Origin of the sequence: Corallococcus sp. RDP092CA (assembly GCF_041903675.1) — a bacterium.
In the GTDB taxonomy this organism is placed as follows: Bacteria; Myxococcota; Myxococcia; order Myxococcales; family Myxococcaceae; genus Corallococcus.
On the sequence record NZ_JAYESI010000009.1, the window covers coordinates 83,203 to 103,543 of the forward strand.

Consider the following 20,341-nt stretch of genomic DNA (forward strand, 5'->3'; position numbering starts at 1 on the left):
GCGCGTCACTCCCTCTGGGGCCCCACCCGCCTCCCGGCGTGGGCGCCCGGCGGCGCACAATGCGGGACGCGGGCCCCCGGTGCAAAGCACACGCGCGGTGCTACGGTGCGCCCGTGTCCCAGAGCGAATCCCTGTCGGAGCGGGTGGAGCGGTTGGAGCTGCCCTTCAACGAGTACGGTGTCGACCCGTACGGCATCTCCAAGAAGCACCTGAAGCTGGCCCTGGAGTTCTTCGCCTTCCTCTACCGGAACTACTTCCGGGTGCGCTGCACCGGCGTGCAGCACATCCCCCGGAAGGGCCGGGGCATGTTGGTGGGCAACCACTCCGGCGGCGTCGCGGTGGATGGGATGATGGTGCTCACCTCCACCCTGCTGGAGATGGACCCGCCCCGGCTCGCGCAGGGCATGGTGGAGCGCTTCATCCACAAGTTCCCCGTGGCCTCGCTGTGGGCCAGCCGCACCGGCCAGTTCACCGGCCTGCCCGAGCACGCCGTGCGCCTCCTGGAGGACGACCGGCTCCTGATGATCTTCCCGGAGGGCGCGCGCGGCACCGCGAAGCTCTACCCGGACCGCTACTCCCTGGTGGACTTCGGCACCGGGTTCATCCGGCTGGCGCTCCAGACGCGCTCGCCCATCATCCCCTTCGCCTTCCTGGGCGGCGGCGCGGCCATCCCCACCGTCATCAACGCGTACGCGCTGGGCAGGCTCCTGGGCGTGCCGTACGTCCCCCTGACGCCGTACCTGCTGCCCCTGCCCCTGCCGGTGGGGCTGGAGATCCACTACGGCGAGCCGCTCCTCTTCGAGGGCACGGGCGACGAGGAGGACCACGTCATCCAGGGCTACGTGGACCAGGTGAAGGCCCGCATCCAGCAGCTCATCGAAGACAACCGCGCCGAGCGCAACCTGCGCCGGGCCCGGAGGCTGTTGCCATGAAGGTGTTGATCGCGGGCATCTCCGGCGGCATCGCGCGCAGGCTGGCGCTCAGGCTTCGCGACAGCGGCCATGAAGTGGCCGGCATCGACATCCGGCCGTGGCGGGACGCGCCCAGGGGCATCGAGGTCCACCCGGTGGACCTCCGCAAGCGCGCCGCCGAGGACGTCTTCCGCCGCTGGAGGCCGGAGGCGGTGATCCACATGGCCACGGTGACGGCGTTCACCGTGCAGGGCCGCGAGCGGGGCCGCATCAACCTGGACGGCACCAAGGCGCTGTTCGACCACTGCGCGGCGCACGGCGTGAAGCAGGTGCTCTTCGTGGGAAGGCACACGTTCTACGGCGCGGCGCCGGACTCGCCGCTGTACCACTCCGAGGACGAGCCCCCGCGCGCGCTGGAGGCCATCCCCGAGCTGGCGGACCTGGTGGCCGCGGACCTGTACGCGGCGACGGCGCTCTGGCGCCTGCCGGACGTCACCACCGCGGTGCTGCGGCTCGTCTACACGCTGGGCACGCCGGGCACGGGCACGCTCGCGAACCTGCTGCGCGGCAGGCGCGTGCCCATGGTGCTGGGCTATGACCCGCTCTTCCACGTGCTCCAGGAGGAGGACGTGGTGACGGCGCTCGAGCTGGCGCTGGACAAGAAGGTGCGCGGCATCTTCAACGTCGCGGGGCCCGCGCCCATCCCGCTGTCGGTCATCATCAAGGGCACGGGCCGCACGCCGGTGCCGCTGCCGTCCCCGCTGCTGTCGGTGCTGATGGGGCGCGCGGGCTTCCCCCGCCTGTCCGTGGGGGCCACGGACCACCTGCGCTACCCCATCGTCGTGGACAACAAGCGCTTCCTGGAGGCCACGGGCTTCCATGCCGCCTACGACGAGGGCCGCATCCTGCGCGCCTACGCGGACGCGCTGCCGGTGGACCGGGCGGGCCATGGTGGCTGAGACCCTGGGCGCGGCGCCCGCCGCCTCGCCGGGCCTGCTGCGCCGGGTGGAGGCGGTGGTGTTCCTCACCGTGTTCCTGGACCTGGTGGGCTTCGGCATCGTCATCCCGATGCTGCCCTTCTACGTGCAGTCCATGGGGGGCTCGGCGCGCACGGTGGGCGTCCTGCTGGGCTGCTTCAGCCTCACGCAGCTGCTCGCCACGCCGCTGCTCGGGCGGTACTCGGACGGGCACGGGCGGCGGGCGGTCATCCTCCTGAGCCTCCTGGCGAACGCGGTGGCGATGGGGCTGTTCGCGCTGGCCAGCCACCACCGGCTGCTGCCGCTGCTGTTCGCGTCGCGCATCCTGGCGGGCGCGACGTCCGGCAACATCGCCGCGTGCCAGGCGGCGCTCGCGGACGTGACGACGAAGGAGACACGCGCCCGGGCCATGGGCCGCATCGGCGCGGGCATCGGCCTGGGCATGGTGCTGGGGCCCACGCTGGGCGGCCTGTTCTCCGGGCTGGGCCCGTGGGTGCCGCCGCTGCTCGCCGGCGGCCTGGCGCTGGTGGGCTTCCTGGGCGCGCTCCTGGCGATGCCAGAGACGCACCCGGTGGAGCAGCGCGTGGCGACGCAATCCCAGACGCGCTGGGCCGCGCTGAAGGACACGCCCCGGCGCAAGGCATTGGGGATGGTGCTGGGGTTGTTCTTCGCCGTGTTCCTGTCCATGACCACGCTCCAGGTGGCGTTCGCGCTGCTGGTGCAGGCGCGGCTGGGCTGGGGCTCCAAGGAGGTGGGCTACACCTTCGCGGTGGTGGGCGGGCTGGGCCTGGTCATCCAGGGCGGGCTGATTGGCCCCCTGGCGCGCGCGGTGGGCGAGCTCCGGCTGCTCATCGCCGGGGGGCTCCTCCTCGCGTGCGGCATGGCGGGGGTCGCGGCGTCCCACCAGGCGCTCCCGATGATGGCCGCCGTGGCGCTGGTGGGCGTGGGGATGGGCTTCCTCCAGCCCTTGATTTCGAGCCAGGCCTCCCAGGTCGCCCCGCCGGGGCAGCAGGGCGCGGTGCTGGGGCTGGCGCAGTCCTGCGGGGGGCTCGCCCGCACGGTGGGTCCGGTGGCGACAGGCTGGATGTATGCGTCGTGGAGCACCCAGGCCCCCTTCCTGACGGGCATGGTCTCGGCGCTCGCGGCGGCGGGCCTGGGGGTCCTTCTCCGTCGGGAAGCCGGGGACGGCGCGGGGCGGTAAAGCCTTTCAGACCCACCCGGGTCCCTTCCTCCCCGGCAACCCCCTACCTCCTTTGGGGGGCTTGTCTTCACCCGACCCGTGGGAGCAGGCTTTTGCTCACGAGGGGGCGGTGAAGCCATCACTCCCGGGGGGTAGCGCTTGCCATTGGCGGGGGAAGTCGCGCTGCTGGATGCGTTGGACCGCCAGGCCCGGCGCCGGGCGGAGGGCATCGCGACGCTGAGCGTGTTGGAGGGACCCGAGGCCCTGGGGGGGACCCTCTGGAACCGGTGGGCGGCGCGCCAGGGCCTGACGGTGGTGGAGGTGTCCGGGGAGGACCCGCGAGCGGCGGCGCTGGAGTGGGCCCAGGCGCTCGCGACGGCGCGGGACCTGGGGGCGGACGCGGAGGCGCTGGCGACGTTCAGCCTGACGGCGGCGAATCCCAGACACACGCCTGTCTTTCAGGGGAAGACCGCCCATGAGCGGCGGGTGTTGCTGGAGGCGCTGCCGCCGCCCGCGCTGCCGGAGGCCACCTGGGCGCTGTGCCGGGAGCTGGTCATCGGGCGGGAGGCGGTGGCGCCCGGGGCCCTGCCGGACGCGGTGAGCACCGCGCTCCAGCGGGACCCGGGCGCGGGGCTGCGCGCGCTGCATGCGCTGGTGCCGCCCGGGCAGGCGCCGGTGGCGCGGGTGCGCGCGGGGGCGGCGCCGTCGCTCCGGGGGCTCCAGGTGGCGGGGGCGCTGAGCAGCGCCGTGCCGGCGCTCGCGGTGGCGTGCGTGGTGTCCAGCGAGGCGCTGGGGGCGTTCCTGGCGGGCGGGGAGACGCGGCTGAAGGCGCTGGTGCGCGAGGGCATCCTGGAGGTGCCGGCGGAGCCCTCCGAGTCCGCGAGCGCGGTGGCGACGCTCCGGAGGCTGGAGCGCAAGGGCGCCGCCGAGGCGCAGCGGGTGAGCGCCGCCGAGGTGGCGCTGGCGGTGCTGACGGGCGCGGGCGAGCCGGGCGCGGACCGCGCCCGGAGCAAGGCGGAGGCCTACCTGCGCGACCGGTTGGAGGAGCACCCGGCCACCGCGGGGCTCTTCGAGCTCAACGTCCGGCTGCACCCCGAGGACAAGCGCTCCTGGGAGGTGGACCTGCTGTGCCGGCGCTTCCGCATCGCGGTGGAGATCGACGGCTACCACCACTTCCAGGATCCGGAGCGGTTCCGCCGCGACCGGCGCAAGGACCTGGACCTGCAGCGCGAGGGCTACTGGGTGTACCGGCTGCTCGCGACCGATGTGCTGTCCCGGCTGGAGCACATCCTCCACACCCTCGACACGTTGATTGCGGCCCGCGGGCGCGACCCCGGCGGGCAGGAGCCACGACATGGACACCGACACCCCTGACACCCGACTCCAGGGCCTGGCCCTGGCCTGGCTGGCGACGCGCTCGGAGAAGAAGGCCGGCACGCGCACCGAGCTGGCGAAGACGCTGCAGGGCTTCGTGGAGCACCGCTGGAGCCGGGGCGAGTGGACCGCCCGGTTCGACGCGCTGCTGGCGAAGCTGCTGGACGGCGGGCTCGTGGAGGCCCGGGGCCGCGCGGGGCTCGCGCTGACGGGGCCGGGGCGTCAAGCGGCCCTGCGGTTCCTGCGGGTGGACTCGCCCAAGGGGCTCACGTGGAAGCGCGTGAAGCAGCAGCACCTGCTCGCGAAGGGCCTGGACCTCCCGAGCACCCGGGCCTCGCTGGGCCGGCTCTCGGACGCGGACGGCGTGCGGGCGCGGGTGCTCAAGCGCGCGCACGCCGTGGACGGGCCGGAGACGCCCACGCTGGCGCAGGTGCGCGACCGGCTGTTGTGGCGGCAGCTGGGCGTGGAGACGGATGAGCGGTTCTCGCTGCGCGCCGTGCAGGCGCACCTGCTGGGCAAGCTGCTGGGCCAGGAGGTCCGCGACCCGAAGCGCGGCCTGGAGCAGTTGGCGGCTCGCGCGGTGGGCGCGTCGCGGGTGGACGCGGAGGTGGTGCGGATGGCGGCGCTCCGGGAGTGGGTGCTGGCCGGGGAGGAGCCGGCGCCCCCGCCCCGGCAAGCGCCCGCGGAGGTTCCCGTGGAGCCAGGGCCCCGGGCGCCGCACGCGGACACGGAGGCCTTCGCCAAGCAGGTGCTGGACGCGGCGAGGAGCGTCCCGCCCGCGGGCCGCTTCGGCGGCAACAAGGTCTTCATCTCGCACGTGTGGAATGCGTTGCGGCCGGAGTGGGCGGACCGCCCCGCGTTCAACGAGGCGCTGCTCGCGGCCAACCGCGCGCATCAGCTGTCCCTGGGCCGGGCGGACCTGCTGGCGGTGATGAACCCCCGGGACATCACCGAGTCCGAAGTGAGCTCGTACGGCGCCACCTTCCACTTCGTCGTCCTCTAGCCGGAACCCCTCTCAGGAGCCTCTCCATGCCCCAAGACGCCCGTCTGCAAGCGTTCCTGTCCGATGGCCCCGAGATCTTCAACAGCGTCCAGCAGGGCCAGACGCTGTGGAAGCGGGATCCGTTCGACGTGCCCTCCATCAATGCGCCGGCGCGCATGGCGTTCGAGCGGCTGCTGAAGCGCGCCATCGCGCAGCCGCCTCCGGACTCCGGGAAGATCCTCCTGCTGAAGGGAGACTCGGGCAGCGGCAAGACGCACCTGGTCCGGGCCTTCCGCAACCGCGTCCACGAGAAGGACCAGGGCTACGTCGGCTACATGCCCATGACCGTGGATGTGACGCACTACGACCGCTACATCCTGTCGGAGTTCATCGACTCGCTGGAGAAGCCGTATGACCAGGGCCGGGTCGAGGAGACCGGGCTGATGCTGCTGTCGAAGGCCGTGCTGGACCGCTGCACGAACATCTTCGCGGCCAACATCCCGGACGAGGACCTGCTGAGCGACGAGGACCTCCACGGCAACATCCGGGCGGTCGCGGATGATCTGCACGCGGATCCGGACTTCCGGCAGATCGACGTCAACCTGCTGCGCGCGCTGCTCTGCCTCCAGCGCCGCGAGGCCCGCTTCCACCACCGCATCGTGCAGTGGCTGCGCTGCGAGGAGATGTCGGCCGAGGACCGGGCCATCATCGGCAACCTGGTGCCGCGCACCTCCGAGGAGTCCCCCAGCCGGATGCTCATCCAGCTGGGCCAGCTCATGGGCATCTTCGGGCAGGCGATGGTCCTCTGCGTGGACCAGGTGGAGGACATGAAGGACTTCAGCGAGCGGCCGCAGATGGAGCCCTCGCTCCGCCGCGCGATGCACAGCCTGGTGGCGCTGGCGGGCCAGGTGCCGTCAGCCATCGTGGTGGTCTGCTGCCTGACGGACTTCTGGATCTCGATGCGCGGGCAGCTCAACCGCGCGATGATCGACCGCATCGAGCAGAACCCCGAGCCGGTGGACCTGGAGCTCAACGCCACCGCGCAGACCGCGCGGGACATCGCGACCCGCCGGCTGAAGGCGCTGTATGAACAGCAGGGCGTCCCGTTCAACCCGGCCCAGCCCACCTACCCCATCCCCGCCCAGGGCTTCGAGCTGCTGAGCGGCCAGCGCACGCGCGACGTGCTCAATGCCTGCCACCGCTACCGGGAGCGCGGCATCCAGGACGGCAAGCTGCCGGCGGAGTTCCCGCTGCCGGAGAGGAGCAGGCCCGTCACGGCGGCGCCCGTCGCCCAGCCCGCCGCGCCGGACCTGGATCAGGCCTGGACGGACTTCAAGGCCAACTTCAAGGCGCGGGTGCCGGAGGGCAACGCGGAGCTCGCCGCGCTGCTGGCCTGGAGCATCCAGGTGAGCGGGGAGGAGCTGGGCGACGCCAGCCGGTTCAAGGCGAAGCACTGTGACGATGACACCGTCGACGTCACGGCCCAGCCGGGCGACGCGAAGCTCCGCGTCGTGATCTGCAACAAGAGCCCGGGAGGGGGGCACCTGGGCCGGCAGATGGCGACCGCGCTCAGGACCGCGGCCCGGAGCCTGCCCGTGCTGGTGCGCACCACGGAGTTCCCCGGCACCCTCGGCACGCTGGTGGCGGAGCAGACCGCCGTGCTCCAGCGCAGGGGCGGACGGCGGGCGGTGGTCAGCCCCAGCGACCTGCGCGAGCTGCTCGCGTTGCAGGCGTTCCGCAAGCAGCAGGCGGAGTCCGCGTTCCTCGGCTGGAGCCGCGTGGCCCGGCCGGTGACGCGGCTCCAGGGCATCCAGGACCTGCTGGCCCTGGAGAAGCATGCCCCCGCCACGGTCACGCCGCCCTCCCCCGTGAAGGTCAAGCCCGGCGCCGGCAAGGAGTCCATCGTGTCCGATGGCGAGACCGAGTGGGAGGTGACTCCGGCAGGGCCGATCCTCCCGGTCAAGCGGGAGGGTGCCGCCGCCGCGGCCAGCAAGCCGACGAAGGACGATGGCCCCAAGGGCCAGATGCGCGTGGGCGTCTCCGAAGGCGTCTTCGCCAACACCGTCCACATCCAGGCGGACGAGCTGAAGCAGCACAGCGCCTTCCTCGGAGGTCCCGGCAGCGGCAAGACGACGCTCGCCCTGAACCTGGTCGAGCAGCTGCTCATCCAGGGCATCCCCGCCATCCTCGTGGACCGCAAGGGGGACCTCGCCGCGTATGCGCGCGAGGCGTCGTGGGAGGAGGCGCTGGACGACCCGATGCTGGCGGAGCGCCGCAGGCTGCTGCGCGAGCGCGTGGACGTCGCGCTCTACTCGCCGGGCCGCTCGGACGGCCGCCCGCTGTCGATTCCGGTGGTGCCTCGCGGCCTCGACAAGCTCCCGCCCGAGGAGCGCGACCAGATCCTCCAGCAGGCGGCGGACGCCCTCTCCACCATGCTGGAGTACAGGAGCGGCCAGAAGGACAAGGCCGCGAAGGCCCTGCTGGCCCTGGCGCTGCGGCTGCTGGTGCGGCGCCCGTCCGGCAAGGAGATCACCCTGGACCTCATCCAGCGCTTCGTCGCCGCCCAGGACATGGCGCTCGTCCAGGAGGCGCACGGGCTGGATGAGAAGGTCTTCGCCAAGCTGGCCCAGGACCTCGCGACGCTGCGGCTCAACGCGCAGACGCTGCTCTCCTCCAGCGGGGAGAAGCTCGACATGAACGAGCTGCTGGGGCTGGGCGCCGCGAAGGTGCCGGGCAAGACGCGGCTCACCATCATCAGCACCAAGTTCCTGGGCGGCCTGCACAGCTCGCTGTTCTGGGTGTCGCAGCTCCTGGTGGAGGCCAACCGCTGGGCCAGCCAGAACCCGTCCCCGAAGCTCCAGGCCGTGCTGCTCTTCGACGAGGCGGACATCTACCTGCCCGCGGTGGGCATCCCCGCCACGAAGCAGCCCATGGAGAACCTGCTCCGGCGCGCGCGCTCGGCCGGCGTCGGCGTGATGCTCGCGACGCAGAGCCCGGGCGACCTGGACTACAAGTGCCGCGACAACGTGCGCGCGTGGTTCGCGGGCCGCGTGAAGGAAGAGGTGGCGCTCAAGAAGCTCAAGCCGATGTTCGCGGAGGCCCGCGTGGATCCCGCGGTGCGGCTGCCCCCGCAGAAGACGGGCCAGTTCCACGTGCTGCGGGAAGGACAGGTGGAGCAGCTCAAGGCGGACCGGAACATCATCAAGACGGAGCAGCTGTCGGAGGAGGAGATCCTCCAGCTGGCCCACCACTCCGGCGGGCAGGGCATCCGCAACGCGGGCTGAGCGCGGCCTCGCAGGGCTCCTGAGGTCCGCATCCCAGGCGTCCCCTCCCCCGCGGCTCGCGGGCGGAGGGGCGCTCCTTCAAGACCGGAGGGCCATGCCATCCAGGTCCCACCACCCGGAGGCCGCATCCGCCTGAGGGCCGGGCGCCGGGGGCTCGGGGGTGCTCCCGCGTGGAGGACCCGGGGCCGGGCACAGGCGCGCGGTCTCTGCCCCAGGTGTTCGGCCCCGCGCGCGGGAGTGGGGCTCGCGGAGACCGCCGTGAGGTTCCAGAAGGGTGGCGAGGCGGGCAGCCCATGACAGACGAGGCAGGGCCGCAGGCTCTACACTGGCGCCATGTCTCCGCAGCCCGCCGTCTCCCTCCTGCCGTGGCTCCCTCCGGCCCTGCTCCTGGGGGTGTGGACGTTCGTCTCGTTCACCCTCTCCAGGCTCGGGGGCTGGGCGCGGCTCGCAAGGGACTACCGCCCGCGCGGGGGTGGAGGCCTTCCTCGCAGCGCCTTCATCACGGGCGCGGTCGGCGCGGTGGAGCACCGCGCTTGCCCGCGGGGGCGCTGCCTCGCGGTGCTCCTCCCCTTCCGCCTGGGCCACCCGCCGCGGTGCATCCCCTGGTCGGACGTCCACGACCGCGTCCGCGAGCGGCGCTTCTTCCTCCCATGGGACACCTTCAAGGTGGGCCCCGACGGCGTGAAGCCGCGGCTCCGGAGCAACGCCCTGACGCGGCTCGACGGCGCCCTGCCGCCCGTCCCCCAGGCCTGATCATGTTCTCGACCGTCTCCGTCGATGGCGTCGTCCAGCGCTGGGAGGATCTGCGCCTCCAGGACTTCGCCCAGGGCTTCTTCTTCGGCGCGGGCTTCTTCTCCACCTTCCGCATCGACGCCGGGCAGCCCCGGCTCCTCGCGCGGCACCTGACCCGCCTGCGAGGAAGCCTGGACGCGTTCCCCACCGCCGTGCGCCCCCCGCCCCCCGCGCTCCTCCGCGAGGACGCCGTGCGGGACGCCGTGCGCCGCTGCCTCGCGGCGGACGCGGCGCTGGGCGCCCGCTTCACCGGCGTGGGCAAGCTCGCGGTCAGCGACGGCCACGTGCTGTGCACCTTCCGTCCGCTCCCCGCCGAGCTCGAAGCCCTGCACCGGGAGGGCCGCGAGTTGGACGGCGTGGAGGCCGGGGCCTACCGGCGCGCGGAGCGCACGGTGAACCACAAGGGCCTGGCGTACTTCCGCCAGCACGCGCTCCTGCCGCGCCTGCCCGTGCTCACCAACGAGGCGGCGGAGGTCTGCGAGCTGCCCACCGCCAACCTCTTCGTGCAGCTCGACGGCGCGCTCGTCACCCCGCCGCTGTCCGCGCCGTGCCTGCCGGGCATCGCGCGAGCGGTGCTGCTGGCCATGGCCTCCGTGGACGGGCTCCCGGTGGTGGAGCGCGTGCTGCCGCTCGCGGACCTGTCCCGCGCGCAGGCCTGCTTCTACAGCAACGCGGTGGCGCTGGCCGTGGGCGTCCCGACGCTGCTGGGCCGGGCGCTGCCCGACAGCCTGAGGCTCGCGGCGCGGGCCCGCGCCGCGCTCGAGGCCCGGGCCGTTCGCGAGGGCTGAAGCGCGTGACACACTCGCGGCCATGACCCGCTCCCTCGTCATGGTCCCCCGCTGGGCTGGAAGCCCGGACACGGACTTCCAGCCGTGGCTCGCCGCGAAGGTGCGCGCGCCGCCGCCCCTCTTCGACGACGTCCGCGCGCTGGCCATGCCCACGCCGGGCGCGCCCACCATCGACGGCTGGGTGTCCACGCTCGCCGCCGCGGTGGGGGCGGTGCCCGCGCCCTCCACGGTGTTCCTGGGCCACAGCGTCGGCTGTCAGGCCGTGATGCGCTACCTGTCCGCGCTGCCACCGGGCCACGTCGTGGAAGGCGCCGTGTTCGTCGCGGGCTGGTTCGAGGTCGACAAGCCCTGGGACACGCTGCGGCCGTGGCTCGACACGCCCATGGACTTCGAGCGCATCCGCGCCGCGCTCCGCCGCTGCGTGGTGGTGCTGTCGGACGCCGACCCCTTCACGTCCGACCACCGCCGCAACACGCGCCTCTTCGAGGAGCGGCTGGGCGCGGAGGTGCGCCTCGTCCCCGGCGGGCGCCACTTCAACAACCCCCGGGAGCCCGCGGTGCTGGCCGCGCTCCAGGAGCGCTTCGGCCCACAAGGCGCTTTCGTGGAGGCGGGGAGCCGTTAACCTGGGGGGCATGTCCGCTCCCTTCGTCTCCCGCGTCCCCTTCGAGGCCGCCCACCCGAAGACCCTGGCCGTGTACTGCTCGGACGGGCGCTTCACCGAGGCCGTGGAGGACCTGGCCCACCACCTGGGCCACTCGCGCATCGACACGCTCACGATCCCCGGCGGCCCCGCGCTCCTCAACCGCTGGGCGTCGGACTACCTGGAGAGCGAGGGCTTCACGAAGGCCGCTCGCTTCCTCATCGAGGGCCACCACATCGAGGACGTGCTGCTGCTGGCGCACGCGGGGTGCGGCTACTACCACGCGAAGCATGGCGCGCTCGGCCCGGACATCGCCGTGGAGCAGCAGCTGAAGGACCTGCACTTCGGCGCGAAGGAGCTCCAGACGGCGTACCCCCACCTGCGCATCCACCTCTACTACGTGCGCCCCCACGGGAAGACGCTCGAGTTCGAGCCCATCCCCCGCGAGGGTTGAGGCGTCGAGCGACACGCGTCCGCCGACCTGATACGGGGACGCCGTGAAGAAGACGCAAGACGCAGGCCGTGCGCTCCTGGCGCTGTCCATGGGGGGCTTCGGCATCGGGACCACCGAGTTCGCCACCATGGGCATCCTCCCGCAGATCGCGAGCGGGCTCGGGGCGACGATCCCCCGGAGTGGCCACGTCATCGCCGCCTATGCGATGGGCGTCGTGGTGGGAGCGCCGCTGGTCGCCATCGTGACCGCGCGGATGTCGCGCCGGGCGCTGCTGCTCTTGTTGATGGGGGCGTTCACCGTGGGCAACACGGCCTCGGCGCTGGCGCCCACCCTCGACACGCTCGTCGTGGCGCGGTTCATCGCGGGCCTGCCGCACGGGGCCTACTTCGGCGTGGGGTCCGTCGTGGGCGCCGAGCTGTTGGGGCCCGGGCGCAAGGGCCGCGCGGTGGCGCTGCTGATGGCGGGGCTCACCGTGGCCAACATCGTCGGAGTCCCGGCGGCGACGTACCTGGGGCAGCAGTGGGGGTGGCGGAGCACGTTCCTGGTGGTGGGCACCATCGGGGTGGTGACGCTCGCGGCGTTGTGGCGGTGGGTGCCGCACGTGGCCTCGCTGGGAGGCAGCAGCATCCGCCAGGAGCTGTCCGCGCTGCGGCAGCCGCAGGTGTGGTGGACGTCGCTGGTGGGCGCGGTGGGCTTCGGAGGGCTGTTCGCGGTCTACAGCTACATCGCGCCGACGCTGACGCTCGTGTCGGGGCTGCCGGAGTCGGGGCTGCCGTGGGTGCTCGCGCTCTTCGGCGTGGGCATGACGGTGGGGGCGATGCTGGGGGGCCGGCTCACGGACCACTCGGTGACGCTCGCGATGTGGGTGGGGTTTGGCGCGACGACGGTGGTGATGGGCCTGTTCGCGCTCACGGCGCGGTCGCCCTGGGCGGCGGTCCCGCTGGTGTTCCTCATTGGAGTCGCGGCGCAGTTCCTCGCGCCCGCGGTGCAGGTGCGGCTCATGGAGGCCTCTCCGGGAGCGCCGTCGCTGGCCGCGTCGATGTCCCACTCCGCCCTGAACATCGCCAATGCCGCGGGAGCGTGGCTGGGAGGCCTGGTCATCGCGGCCGGCTGGGGCTACCTCGCGCCGGCGTGGGCCGCCGTCGCGCTCACCCTCGTCGGAGCCACCCTCTTCGCGGTCTCGAACCGCGGCGGCCGCCCCGCTCCTGCGGCGAGCGCCGAGCACGCGTAGCCACGAAAAGCGGCGCCGGCTTCGCGGTGAAGGACATGCGCAGCGGGCTTCGCCCATGCGAACCGCCACGCTCTGAGGTCCGCGTTGAAGCCGCCTCTTCGCGGTCTCGAACCGCGACGGCCGTCCCTCCCCACCGCGAGCACCAAGCACGCGTAGCCACAAGAGGCGGCGCCGACTTCGCGGCGAAGGACATGCGCAGCGGGCTTCGCCTACACGAGCCGCCTCGTCCTGAAGACCGCGTTGGAGCCACCCTCTTCGCAGTCTCGGACCGAGGTGCCCCCTGTCCTGCCACATGCCGAGCAAGCGTAGCCACAAGGCAGCTCTCAGCACGTCCGCTTCAGATATGGGTCCCGCGAGTGGGGCGGGTGAGCACGCGCAGCCACGAGGCAACGCTCAGCGCGCACACTTCAGATACGGGACCAGCGAGTGGGGCGGGAAGCACAGCCACGAGGCGGCCCTCAGCGCGTCTGCTTCAGAAACGGGTCCTGCGAGTGGAGCGGGTGAACAGGCGCAGCCACGGGGCAGAGCTCAGCGCGCCCCGTCTTCATCGCGTGCATCCTGGAGTCCGCGCCGGAGCGCATCCAGCAACGCCGGAGGGTCGCCCACGCGGAAGGCCTGGAGCCCTGCCTCGAAGTCCTCGCGAGCACCCGCGACCTCCCCACGCTGGAGCCTGAGCACACCTCGCTCGTACAGCAGTTCGGGGTCCACGGCTTCGCCCTCCTGGGCCGCGAGCGCGGCGGTCAGGTCCGCCTCCGCGGCGTCCGTCCTCCCCGAGCGGACGCGGCTCCGGGCCCGCTGCTGGAGCAGCCACGGGTTGCCCCGGTCCTCGGCCAGCGCCGCCGTCCAGTCCGCCTCCGCATCTGTCAGCCGCCCCAGCGCTTCGAGCGACTCAGCACGCTTCATGTGCAGCACCAGCGCCTTGCGGAAACCCGCGGCCTCCACCCGCGCGAACTCCTCCACCGCCTCCCCATGCCGTCCCAGCCGGGCGAGCGCGAGCGCCCGGTGGTAACGCGTGGCCACGTGGCCTGGCGCCAGCTCCAGCACGCGGTCGAACCAGGGCAGCGCCTCCGCCGGCTGGCCACCCCACACGCCCAGCGTCAGCCCCACCTCCACCAGCACCCGCACCTGCGTCGGATGTGCCTCCGCCAGCGTCCGCGCCAGCGCGAGCGCCGACGTATAGCGGCCTCCCCGGCGCAGGCGATCCACCTCGCGCAAGGGTTCGGACAGCTCCGGGGGCCATGCCTGTCGTCCGTTGCGTTCCATGCGGTGGTGGGGGGCGTCCGGCATTTCGCAGGCACGTTCCGGAGTGTCAAGGCGACGACTTGACCCGGAGGCCCGGTCGCGCGAAGAGCGCTGGCATGAAGCCCTGGGAGACAGTGGAGCGAGCGCAGGTGCCGGACGTGGGCGAGGTCATGCTCGCCCGGCGAGACGAAGAGTACGTGCTGCGCGTGCGGGGGCAGACGTTGATGTCCAGCCGCCAGCATGGCTCGGAGATGGCCATGGCCGAGGCCGGCTGCGCGAACCTCGCGGCGGAAGCGCCCGCCCGGGTGCTCGTGGGCGGGCTGGGGTTCGGCTTCACGGTCCGCGCGGTGCTCGATCGCCTGGGTCCGGGCGCCCGCGTCGTGGTCGCGGAGCTGATGCCCCCGGTGGTGGAGTGGAACCGCGGGGTGCTCGCGCCGCTGGCGAAGGCGCCGCTGGAGGACCCGCGCGTCACCGTGGTGGAGGGTGACGTGGGCAGGCTGATGCGCAAGCAGCAGGGCGGCTTCGACGTCATCCTGCTCGACGTGGACAACGGCCCCACCGCCCTCACCCACCCCGACAATGACAGCCTCTACGACCTCACCGGCGTGTCGCACGCCTTCAACGCCCTGCGCTCCAACGGGACGTTGGTGGTGTGGAGCGCCGGGCCCTCGCCCGCGTTCACGAACCGCCTGGAGGAGGTGGGCTTCACCGTCCAGTTGCTCCACCCCGCGGCGCACGGCTCCAAGGGAACGCGGCACACCCTCTTCGTCGCCCGGCGCGTGCCCAAGGCGAAGTCACCGGCGTCGTCCCGCCGGCCGTCCCGGCGCTGAAGCCCGCGAACATTCTTCCTCCAGGAGGTAGCAGCCGATGGTGTGTGTCCGTCTGTTCCTGCTCACCGTCGTCCTCGTCAGCGGCGTGGGCCGCGCCACGGAAGCGGAGCCGATGCCTCCGCACGCGACGTTCACGCTCCCGTCGAAGGCGCTGAAGGAGACACGGCGCATCAACGTCTACACGCCGCCCGGCTACGGCGCGGCGAAGGGCGTGCGCTACCCGGTCCTCTACATGCCCGACGGCGGCGAACAGGAGGACTTCCCGCACGTGGCCACCACCGTGGACGCCGCCATCCGCGCCGGAGAGATGCGGCCCGTCATCCTGGTCGGCATCGAGAACACCGAACGGCGCCGCGACATGACCGGGCCCACGCAGGTCGAGTCCGACAAGGAGATCGCCCCGCGCGTCGGCGGCTCCGCGGCGTTCCGGGCCTTCCTGCGCGACGAGTTGCTGCCCCACGTGCGCCGCAAATACCGGGTCACCGAAGAGACGGCCATCATCGGCGAGTCGCTCGCGGGGCTGTTCATCCTGGAGACGTTCTTCCTCCAGCCCGGGATGTTCGGCACCTCCATCGCGCTGAGCCCCAGCCTCTGGTGGAACGACGACGAATGGGTCCACAGGGCCGCCGAGCGGCTCCAGGCGACGCCAGACCTGAAGGCCACGCTCTACCTGGCCTCGGCCGGTGACGACGTCGCGTCCCAGGCCGAGCGCCTGTCCGGCGTGTTCCGCGAGCACGCGCCCAAGGGGCTGAAGTGGAAGTACGAGCCCCGGCCCGACCTGCGTCACGCCAACATCTACCGGTCCCTGGAGGCGAAGGTGTTGAGGGAAGCATTCGCGCCCGCCACCACGAAGGCCGCCCCCTAGACAAGCCATCCCACGAAACGGGCCATGAAGGGCCAGAGGCGGGAGGCCCACCCACCACGCCGAAGACCCTGGATGACATGAAGCGGTCCACCCGCCTTGGGTACCGCCGCGCGAGGAAACCCGCAGGCCCCTCCGGCTGGAGCCTCGGACTGGAGGCGCTCCGCCGGACACGAGGCGCCAAGACCTGTCCGACCGTCGGACAGATCTCCCAATGCCACCTCCCTCGATTCCCCTGAGCACACCCCACCGGCCTCACAGGGAACGAGCCCAATGGAGGGCGGAGACAGCAGTCCCCCACTGTGTTGCTCCCCGAGGAGATCCTGCCCATGGAGGCCCCCGGCAGCCTCGAGCCCCTCGCTCTCCGCGACGGCTACAGCGGAACCGCCAAGGCAGTGCTCCTCCAGCGCGCTGCCCTGCTCGATGATCAGCGCAAGCCCCTCAAGCCCCTGCATCTCCAGATCGCGACCTGCCGCCAGCGCACCGTGCTGCTCAGTGTCCAGCCTGAGCCCATCAAGGCCATGCGCCTCCCGACCGGAGAGTTCCTTCAGTACACCGTCATGCTTGGAAGTCGGCGTGAGCCGGTCAGGGCCACACGCCTCTACGCAGGGGCGTGCCTCCACTGCATCAACCTGCGCGGTGGCTGACGCACGGTCACCAGGAAGGCCTCCGTCATCACGGTAGGGTTCGCGAGAATCAGGCTCCTGCGGGGCGGGCGCGAACTGTTCAAGCACTTGTTCATCGCACGCCTTCATCAGCGTTGGCAGCTCGTGCAGGAGCCTCCCCGTGTCACGCTCCCTCAGCGCCTCCTGCGCGCAAATGACCCATTGTCGCAGCGCTTCCCCATCCATGAAGGGCAGCAATCGGGACGCGCCTCCCAGGAAGGCCCGTTGCAGGGATTGCACCAGGAGCACATGCCCGGGCCGCTCCGCCACCCGGGCCGCCAGTCGCAGCAGCTCGAATTCCACCTGGGCGCACCGTTCTCCCGATTCCCACTTCGCCGCGTCCCAAAGCCGGAAGCAGAGGCTCCCCAGTTGGTCCATGTCCCGCTCGGAGGCCTTCGCACAGCAGTCGACCAGGAGCTCCACCAGCACCTGCCGCCGGAGGCTGAAGTAACCCTCCAAGAGCCACCGGGCATTTGGCGAGCGCGCGTCATGCAGCGCCAGCCCCAGGTTCTCCAGCGTCAGCGACTCATCCAGCGCCACCGCTCGCGTCTTACACCCGGGGCGCTGCACCACCAGGCCCCGCGCCGCCAGCCGCCGCAGTGCCTCGCGCATGGTGCCCCTGCACACGTTCATGCGGCGCGCCAGCTCCACTTCCGAGGCGAACTGCCCGGACGGGTGAAGCTGCCCCAGCGCGATTTTGCGCTCGAGCTCTGCTTCCACATACGCCACGAGTCCGCCCCGTCCCATCCCCATCCCCTCTCGCGTCCCAGCATCGTCATCCAACCATAGGGGTCTGACATGGATGGATGCTCAGGCCCACCGTCCGCGTCGCCCATGTGACGGCCCGGCCTCGGCCCTCGGCCTGCGAAAACCTGTCCGACTGTCGGACACGTGCACAGGCTCGGACGTCGTGCAGAGAAAACCTGTCCGACACGTTCGCGGGCTCGGGCCTCGCGCAGAAAGAACCTGTCCTGCTGTCCAACACGTTCGTGGGCCAGGGGTCGTGCAGAGCGAACCCATCGGATTGTCGGACACGTTCACGGGCTCGGGTCTCGTGCAGAGAGAACCCGTCCGATTGTCGGACACGTTCGTGGGCCGGGGGTCGCGCAGAGAGAACCCGCCCGATTGTCGGACACGTTCACGGGCTCGGGTCTCTCGTGCAGAGAGAACCCGTCCGACTGTCGGACACGTTCGCGGACGGGGCATCATGTTGCGGAAACCTGTCCGACAGTCGGACAGGTTTTTGGAAAGCGCGCCCAGGGGCAGCTTCTGCCCTTGGCTCCCTGGGCAATCCACTCATTGGAAGTTTCCCCTCGGAGAACCCGTGAGAGGTCGAGCAGACGAGTTCAGAGGGAGAAATGAGAATGAGGGGATGCTTCAGCCTGGCTCCATCTCTTGTCCGCGTCGACCGACATCGCGACCCACTGTTTTCCCAATGCGTGGACTCGCATCGGCTTCGTGTGGCACGAACCTGTCCGACAGTCGGACAGGTTTTCGGACAGCGCGCCCGGCGGGCGCCGCTGGCCGTGACTCCTGCTTCGCGTCCGCTTGCGTGCCCCATCGCGGTTCACCGCGGTGCTCCGCGCGCGGCGTGCGTCCTCGCGCTGACCTTCCAGGTCGCGGGATCCGCTATCGGACTGCGGGGGACCTGCGGGCCGGATGGTTTCGTCACCCGGAAACCCGCTAGAAAGCCTGATTCCATCCTTTCCCTAGAGGTGTTCAATGGGTCTTCCCAATGGCGTTCATCACCTGGCGATCGCGACGCGCGACATGAAGGCGCAGCTCACGTTCTTCACCCAGGTCGTCGGCATGGAGTTGGAGGCGCTGTACTGGATGCACGGCGTGGAGAACACCGTGCACGCCTTCCTGCGGCTGGGAGACACCTGCTCGCTGAGCTTCGTGCAGGCGCCGGACATGGCGAACATCGAACCGGTGATGGGCGTCTCGCATCCGGGCTTCAGCGCGGGCTCCGTGGCGCCGGGCGCGATGCAGCACCTGGCGCTGAGCGTCCCGTCCGAAACGGAGCTGCTCGCCCTGCGCGACCGGCTGCGCTCGCATGGCTATTGGGTGGCGGGGCCCGTGAACCACAACCTGTGCAAGTCGATGTACGTCCAGGCGCCGGAGGGGCTCGTGCTGGAGTTCGCGACGGCGGAGGGCGCCATCGACACGGGGCAGTGGATCGATCCAGCCGTGGTGGCCTTCTGTGGCATCAGCCCTTCGGAGCTGGAGGGCTTCATGCGGCCGCCGCCCTTCCAGTCCCAGGGCGGCAAGGTGCCCCAGCCGCCGCCGAACACGCGCCCCAACTTCGTCTTCACCGGCGAGTGGGCCCCTCGCGGCGAGGCCTTCTTCCAGCTCACCGACGCGCAGATCGCCGCCGCGCTGGACTCGCCCACGCCGCCGGTGCCCAAGCCGCGCCCCGCGTCCTGAGTCAGCGCCCCATCGCTACGGCGCGAGCGACGCCGCGCCCGTGCCGCCCTTCGCCTCGGGAGGCCGCATCATGCCGGCCGCCACTCGCAGGCCCAGCCAGCGCGGCGTGAAGCGCGTCAGGTTGGCCTGCATCCAGTTGCGCCACCCCGGCACCACCGATGACCGGCCCTGGTCCAGGGCCTTGAGGCCGCGAAGCACCACCTCCTCCGCCGTCGCCATGGGGCCGACGGCGGCCTGCCGGGTCCCCACCACGTCGAAGAACGCCGTCCGCACGGGGCCCGGGCACAGCGCCAGCACCCTGACGCCGCGCTCGCGCGTCTCCTCAGACAGCGCCTCCGTGAAGGACAGCACGAACGCCTTGCTGGCCGCGTAGATGGCCATGTACGGCACCGGCTGGAAGCCCGCGATGGAGGCCACGTTGAGGATGCCGCCCACGCCCCGCGCGAGCATGTCCGGCAGGAACAGGTGGCGGGTGTCCACCAACGACGTGACGTTGAGCATCACCTGCTCGTGCTGCCGCGCGAACGGCGCCGTATCGAAGGCACCGTGCGTGCCGAAGCCCGCGTTGTTGATGAGCAGGTCCACCCGCAGCCCCTGCTCCTGGCAGCGCGCGTGCAGCTCGCGGCCCGCGCCCTCGCGGCCCAGGTCCAGCGCGATGACGTCCACCTGGACGCTGTGCGCCTTCGTCAGCTCCGCCGCCAGCTCGCGCATCCGGCCCTCGGAGCGGGCCACCAGGATGAGGTCCATGCCACGCGCCGCCAGCTCGCGGGCGAACACCGCCCCCAGGCCCGAGGAGGCGCCCGTCACGAGCGCCCGGTGCCCCGCGTAGGGGAAGGCCCTGCCCCTGAGAGCGGGGGTCCCAGGGGAACGAACAAGAGAGGAAGACGAGGTCGTTTGCATGCGGCTAGAATGTGAGCGACCGCTCACGTTCTCAACTCGCGTGGTGCTCACATTCCCCGTGGAGGCCTCATGCCCCGCCGTCCCCCACCTTCCCGTCGCAGGACGCCCCGCCAGGAGCGCGCGCAGGCCACGGTCGACGCCCTCCTCACCGCGACGGCTCGCGTTCTGCTCAGGGACGGCTACGAGGCCGCGAGCACCAACCGCATCGCCCAGGAGGCGGGGGTGAGCGTGGGCTCGCTCTACCAATACTTCCCCGGCAAGGAGGGGCTGGTGACGGCGCTGATGGAGCAGCACCGCGCGCGGGGGCTGGCGGACTTCGAGGCGGGGCTGGTGCCGCTCGCCGGGCAGCCGCTTCCGGTGGCCCTGCGCGCGCTCATCCGGCAGGTGCTGGCCGTGAAGCGGGAGAACCCGCGCCTGCACCAGCTGCTGCACGAGCTGATGCCGCGGATGCGGCAGTGGGGGCTGTCGGATGCGTACTCGCAGCGGCTGCACCGCCTGGTGCGGGCGTTCCTCGCGCCCCGCTTCGAGGACCTGCGCCCCCGGAACCTGGACATGGCGGTCTTCATCCTCGTGAACGCGGTGGAGGCGCTGTGCCACACGGCGCTGACGGACCGGCCTGACTACGTGGAGGACGATGCGTTCGTGGATGAGCTCGCGGCGCTGGCGCTCGGCTACCTGCGTCCGGAGCCGGCCCTGGCCCGTCCCCGGCGCGCACCGCGCGAGCGGGCGCTCCGCGGGTGAGGAGTACAGCGCCCGCGAGGAGGGTCCGACGCGTGGCCTTGGAGGGGCATTCTCGCGCGTG

At 71.8% G+C, this 20,341-nt stretch carries 18 protein-coding genes; 15 read left to right on the forward strand and 3 right to left on the reverse strand.

Annotated features, from left to right (window positions below; translation table 11 throughout):
* Positions 1-113: 113 nt before the first annotated feature.
* The 11 genes from U8525_RS12555 (at position 114) to U8525_RS12605 (ending at position 12,613) form a co-directional block, all read left to right on the forward strand.
* Positions 114-932 carry a lysophospholipid acyltransferase family protein gene (locus tag U8525_RS12555; RefSeq protein WP_374265147.1) on the forward strand — a complete coding sequence of 273 codons (819 nt, stop codon included), beginning with the start codon at positions 114-116 and terminating at the stop codon, positions 930-932.
* Positions 929-1,870, forward strand: coding sequence for an SDR family oxidoreductase (locus U8525_RS12560; RefSeq protein WP_374265149.1), 942 nt, complete (start codon positions 929-931; stop codon positions 1,868-1,870). Before U8525_RS12555 ends, U8525_RS12560 begins: the two co-directional genes overlap by 4 nt.
* Positions 1,860-3,089, forward strand: a complete 1,230-nt coding sequence (locus tag U8525_RS12565; RefSeq protein ID WP_374265151.1) for an MFS transporter — start codon at positions 1,860-1,862, stop codon at positions 3,087-3,089. The genes U8525_RS12560 and U8525_RS12565 overlap by 11 nt, the downstream gene beginning before the upstream one ends.
* Before the next feature lie 144 nt (positions 3,090-3,233).
* The gene (locus U8525_RS12570; RefSeq protein WP_374265153.1) at positions 3,234-4,442 is read left to right on the forward strand and encodes a DUF559 domain-containing protein; all 1,209 of its coding nucleotides are present in this window, start codon (positions 3,234-3,236) and stop codon (positions 4,440-4,442) included.
* The gene (locus U8525_RS12575) at positions 4,423-5,445 is read left to right on the forward strand and encodes a hypothetical protein (RefSeq protein WP_374265155.1); all 1,023 of its coding nucleotides are present in this window, start codon (positions 4,423-4,425) and stop codon (positions 5,443-5,445) included. Before U8525_RS12570 ends, U8525_RS12575 begins: the two co-directional genes overlap by 20 nt.
* Positions 5,446-5,471: 26 nt before the next feature.
* On the forward strand, positions 5,472-8,708 hold the full coding sequence (locus U8525_RS12580) for a TonB-dependent receptor (protein ID WP_374265156.1): 3,237 nt from the start codon (positions 5,472-5,474) through the stop codon (positions 8,706-8,708).
* Between the two features lie 333 nt (positions 8,709-9,041).
* Positions 9,042-9,461 carry a hypothetical protein gene (locus U8525_RS12585; protein ID WP_374265158.1) on the forward strand — a complete coding sequence of 140 codons (420 nt, stop codon included), beginning with the start codon at positions 9,042-9,044 and terminating at the stop codon, positions 9,459-9,461.
* A 2-nt stretch (positions 9,462-9,463) separates the two neighbouring features.
* A complete protein-coding gene (locus U8525_RS12590; RefSeq protein WP_374265160.1) occupies positions 9,464-10,288 on the forward strand; it encodes an aminotransferase class IV in 825 nt (274 codons plus the stop codon).
* Positions 10,289-10,310: 22 nt separating this feature from the next.
* Positions 10,311-10,910 carry an alpha/beta hydrolase gene (locus U8525_RS12595; RefSeq protein WP_374265162.1) on the forward strand — a complete coding sequence of 200 codons (600 nt, stop codon included), beginning with the start codon at positions 10,311-10,313 and terminating at the stop codon, positions 10,908-10,910.
* A 10-nt stretch (positions 10,911-10,920) separates the two neighbouring features.
* Entirely contained in the window at positions 10,921-11,382 is a 462-nt protein-coding gene (locus tag U8525_RS12600) for a carbonic anhydrase (protein WP_374265164.1), read from the forward strand.
* 43 nt (positions 11,383-11,425) lie between these two features.
* Complete coding sequence (locus U8525_RS12605) at positions 11,426-12,613, forward strand: MFS transporter (RefSeq protein ID WP_374265166.1); 1,188 nt, start codon at positions 11,426-11,428, stop codon at positions 12,611-12,613.
* Between the two features lie 528 nt (positions 12,614-13,141).
* Here U8525_RS12605 and U8525_RS12610 read toward each other — a convergent pair.
* Positions 13,142-13,876, reverse strand: coding sequence for a tetratricopeptide repeat protein (locus tag U8525_RS12610; protein WP_374265168.1), 735 nt, complete (start codon positions 13,874-13,876; stop codon positions 13,142-13,144).
* 95 nt (positions 13,877-13,971) lie between these two features.
* On the opposite strand from U8525_RS12610, the gene U8525_RS12615 reads away from it, so the two are divergent.
* Together U8525_RS12615 and U8525_RS12620 are read left to right on the forward strand one after the other, a co-directional pair.
* Positions 13,972-14,685, forward strand: coding sequence for a hypothetical protein (locus U8525_RS12615; protein ID WP_374265170.1), 714 nt, complete (start codon positions 13,972-13,974; stop codon positions 14,683-14,685).
* 37 nt (positions 14,686-14,722) lie between these two features.
* Complete coding sequence (locus U8525_RS12620) at positions 14,723-15,550, forward strand: alpha/beta hydrolase (protein WP_374265171.1); 828 nt, start codon at positions 14,723-14,725, stop codon at positions 15,548-15,550.
* On the opposite strand, the gene U8525_RS12625 is transcribed toward U8525_RS12620, so the two are convergent.
* Positions 15,547-16,932: a FadR/GntR family transcriptional regulator gene (locus U8525_RS12625; protein ID WP_374265173.1), complete on the reverse strand. Its 1,386-nt coding sequence runs from the start codon at positions 16,930-16,932 to the stop codon at positions 15,547-15,549. The genes U8525_RS12620 and U8525_RS12625 overlap by 4 nt on opposite strands.
* A 1,002-nt stretch (positions 16,933-17,934) precedes the next feature.
* Here U8525_RS12625 and U8525_RS12630 point away from each other — a divergent pair.
* A complete protein-coding gene (locus U8525_RS12630; protein ID WP_374265175.1) occupies positions 17,935-18,639 on the forward strand; it encodes a VOC family protein in 705 nt (234 codons plus the stop codon).
* Positions 18,640-18,654: 15 nt separating this feature from the next.
* Here U8525_RS12630 and U8525_RS12635 read toward each other — a convergent pair whose 3' ends face one another.
* The gene (locus U8525_RS12635; RefSeq protein ID WP_374265177.1) at positions 18,655-19,446 is read right to left on the reverse strand and encodes an SDR family NAD(P)-dependent oxidoreductase; all 792 of its coding nucleotides are present in this window, start codon (positions 19,444-19,446) and stop codon (positions 18,655-18,657) included.
* A gap of 162 nt (positions 19,447-19,608) precedes the next feature.
* Here U8525_RS12635 and U8525_RS12640 point away from each other — a divergent pair, with 162 nt between their 5' ends.
* Positions 19,609-20,280 (forward strand): TetR family transcriptional regulator, encoded by a 672-nt coding sequence (locus U8525_RS12640; RefSeq protein ID WP_374265179.1) that lies wholly within the window; start codon positions 19,609-19,611, stop codon positions 20,278-20,280.
* The last annotated feature ends 61 nt before the right edge of the window (positions 20,281-20,341 follow it).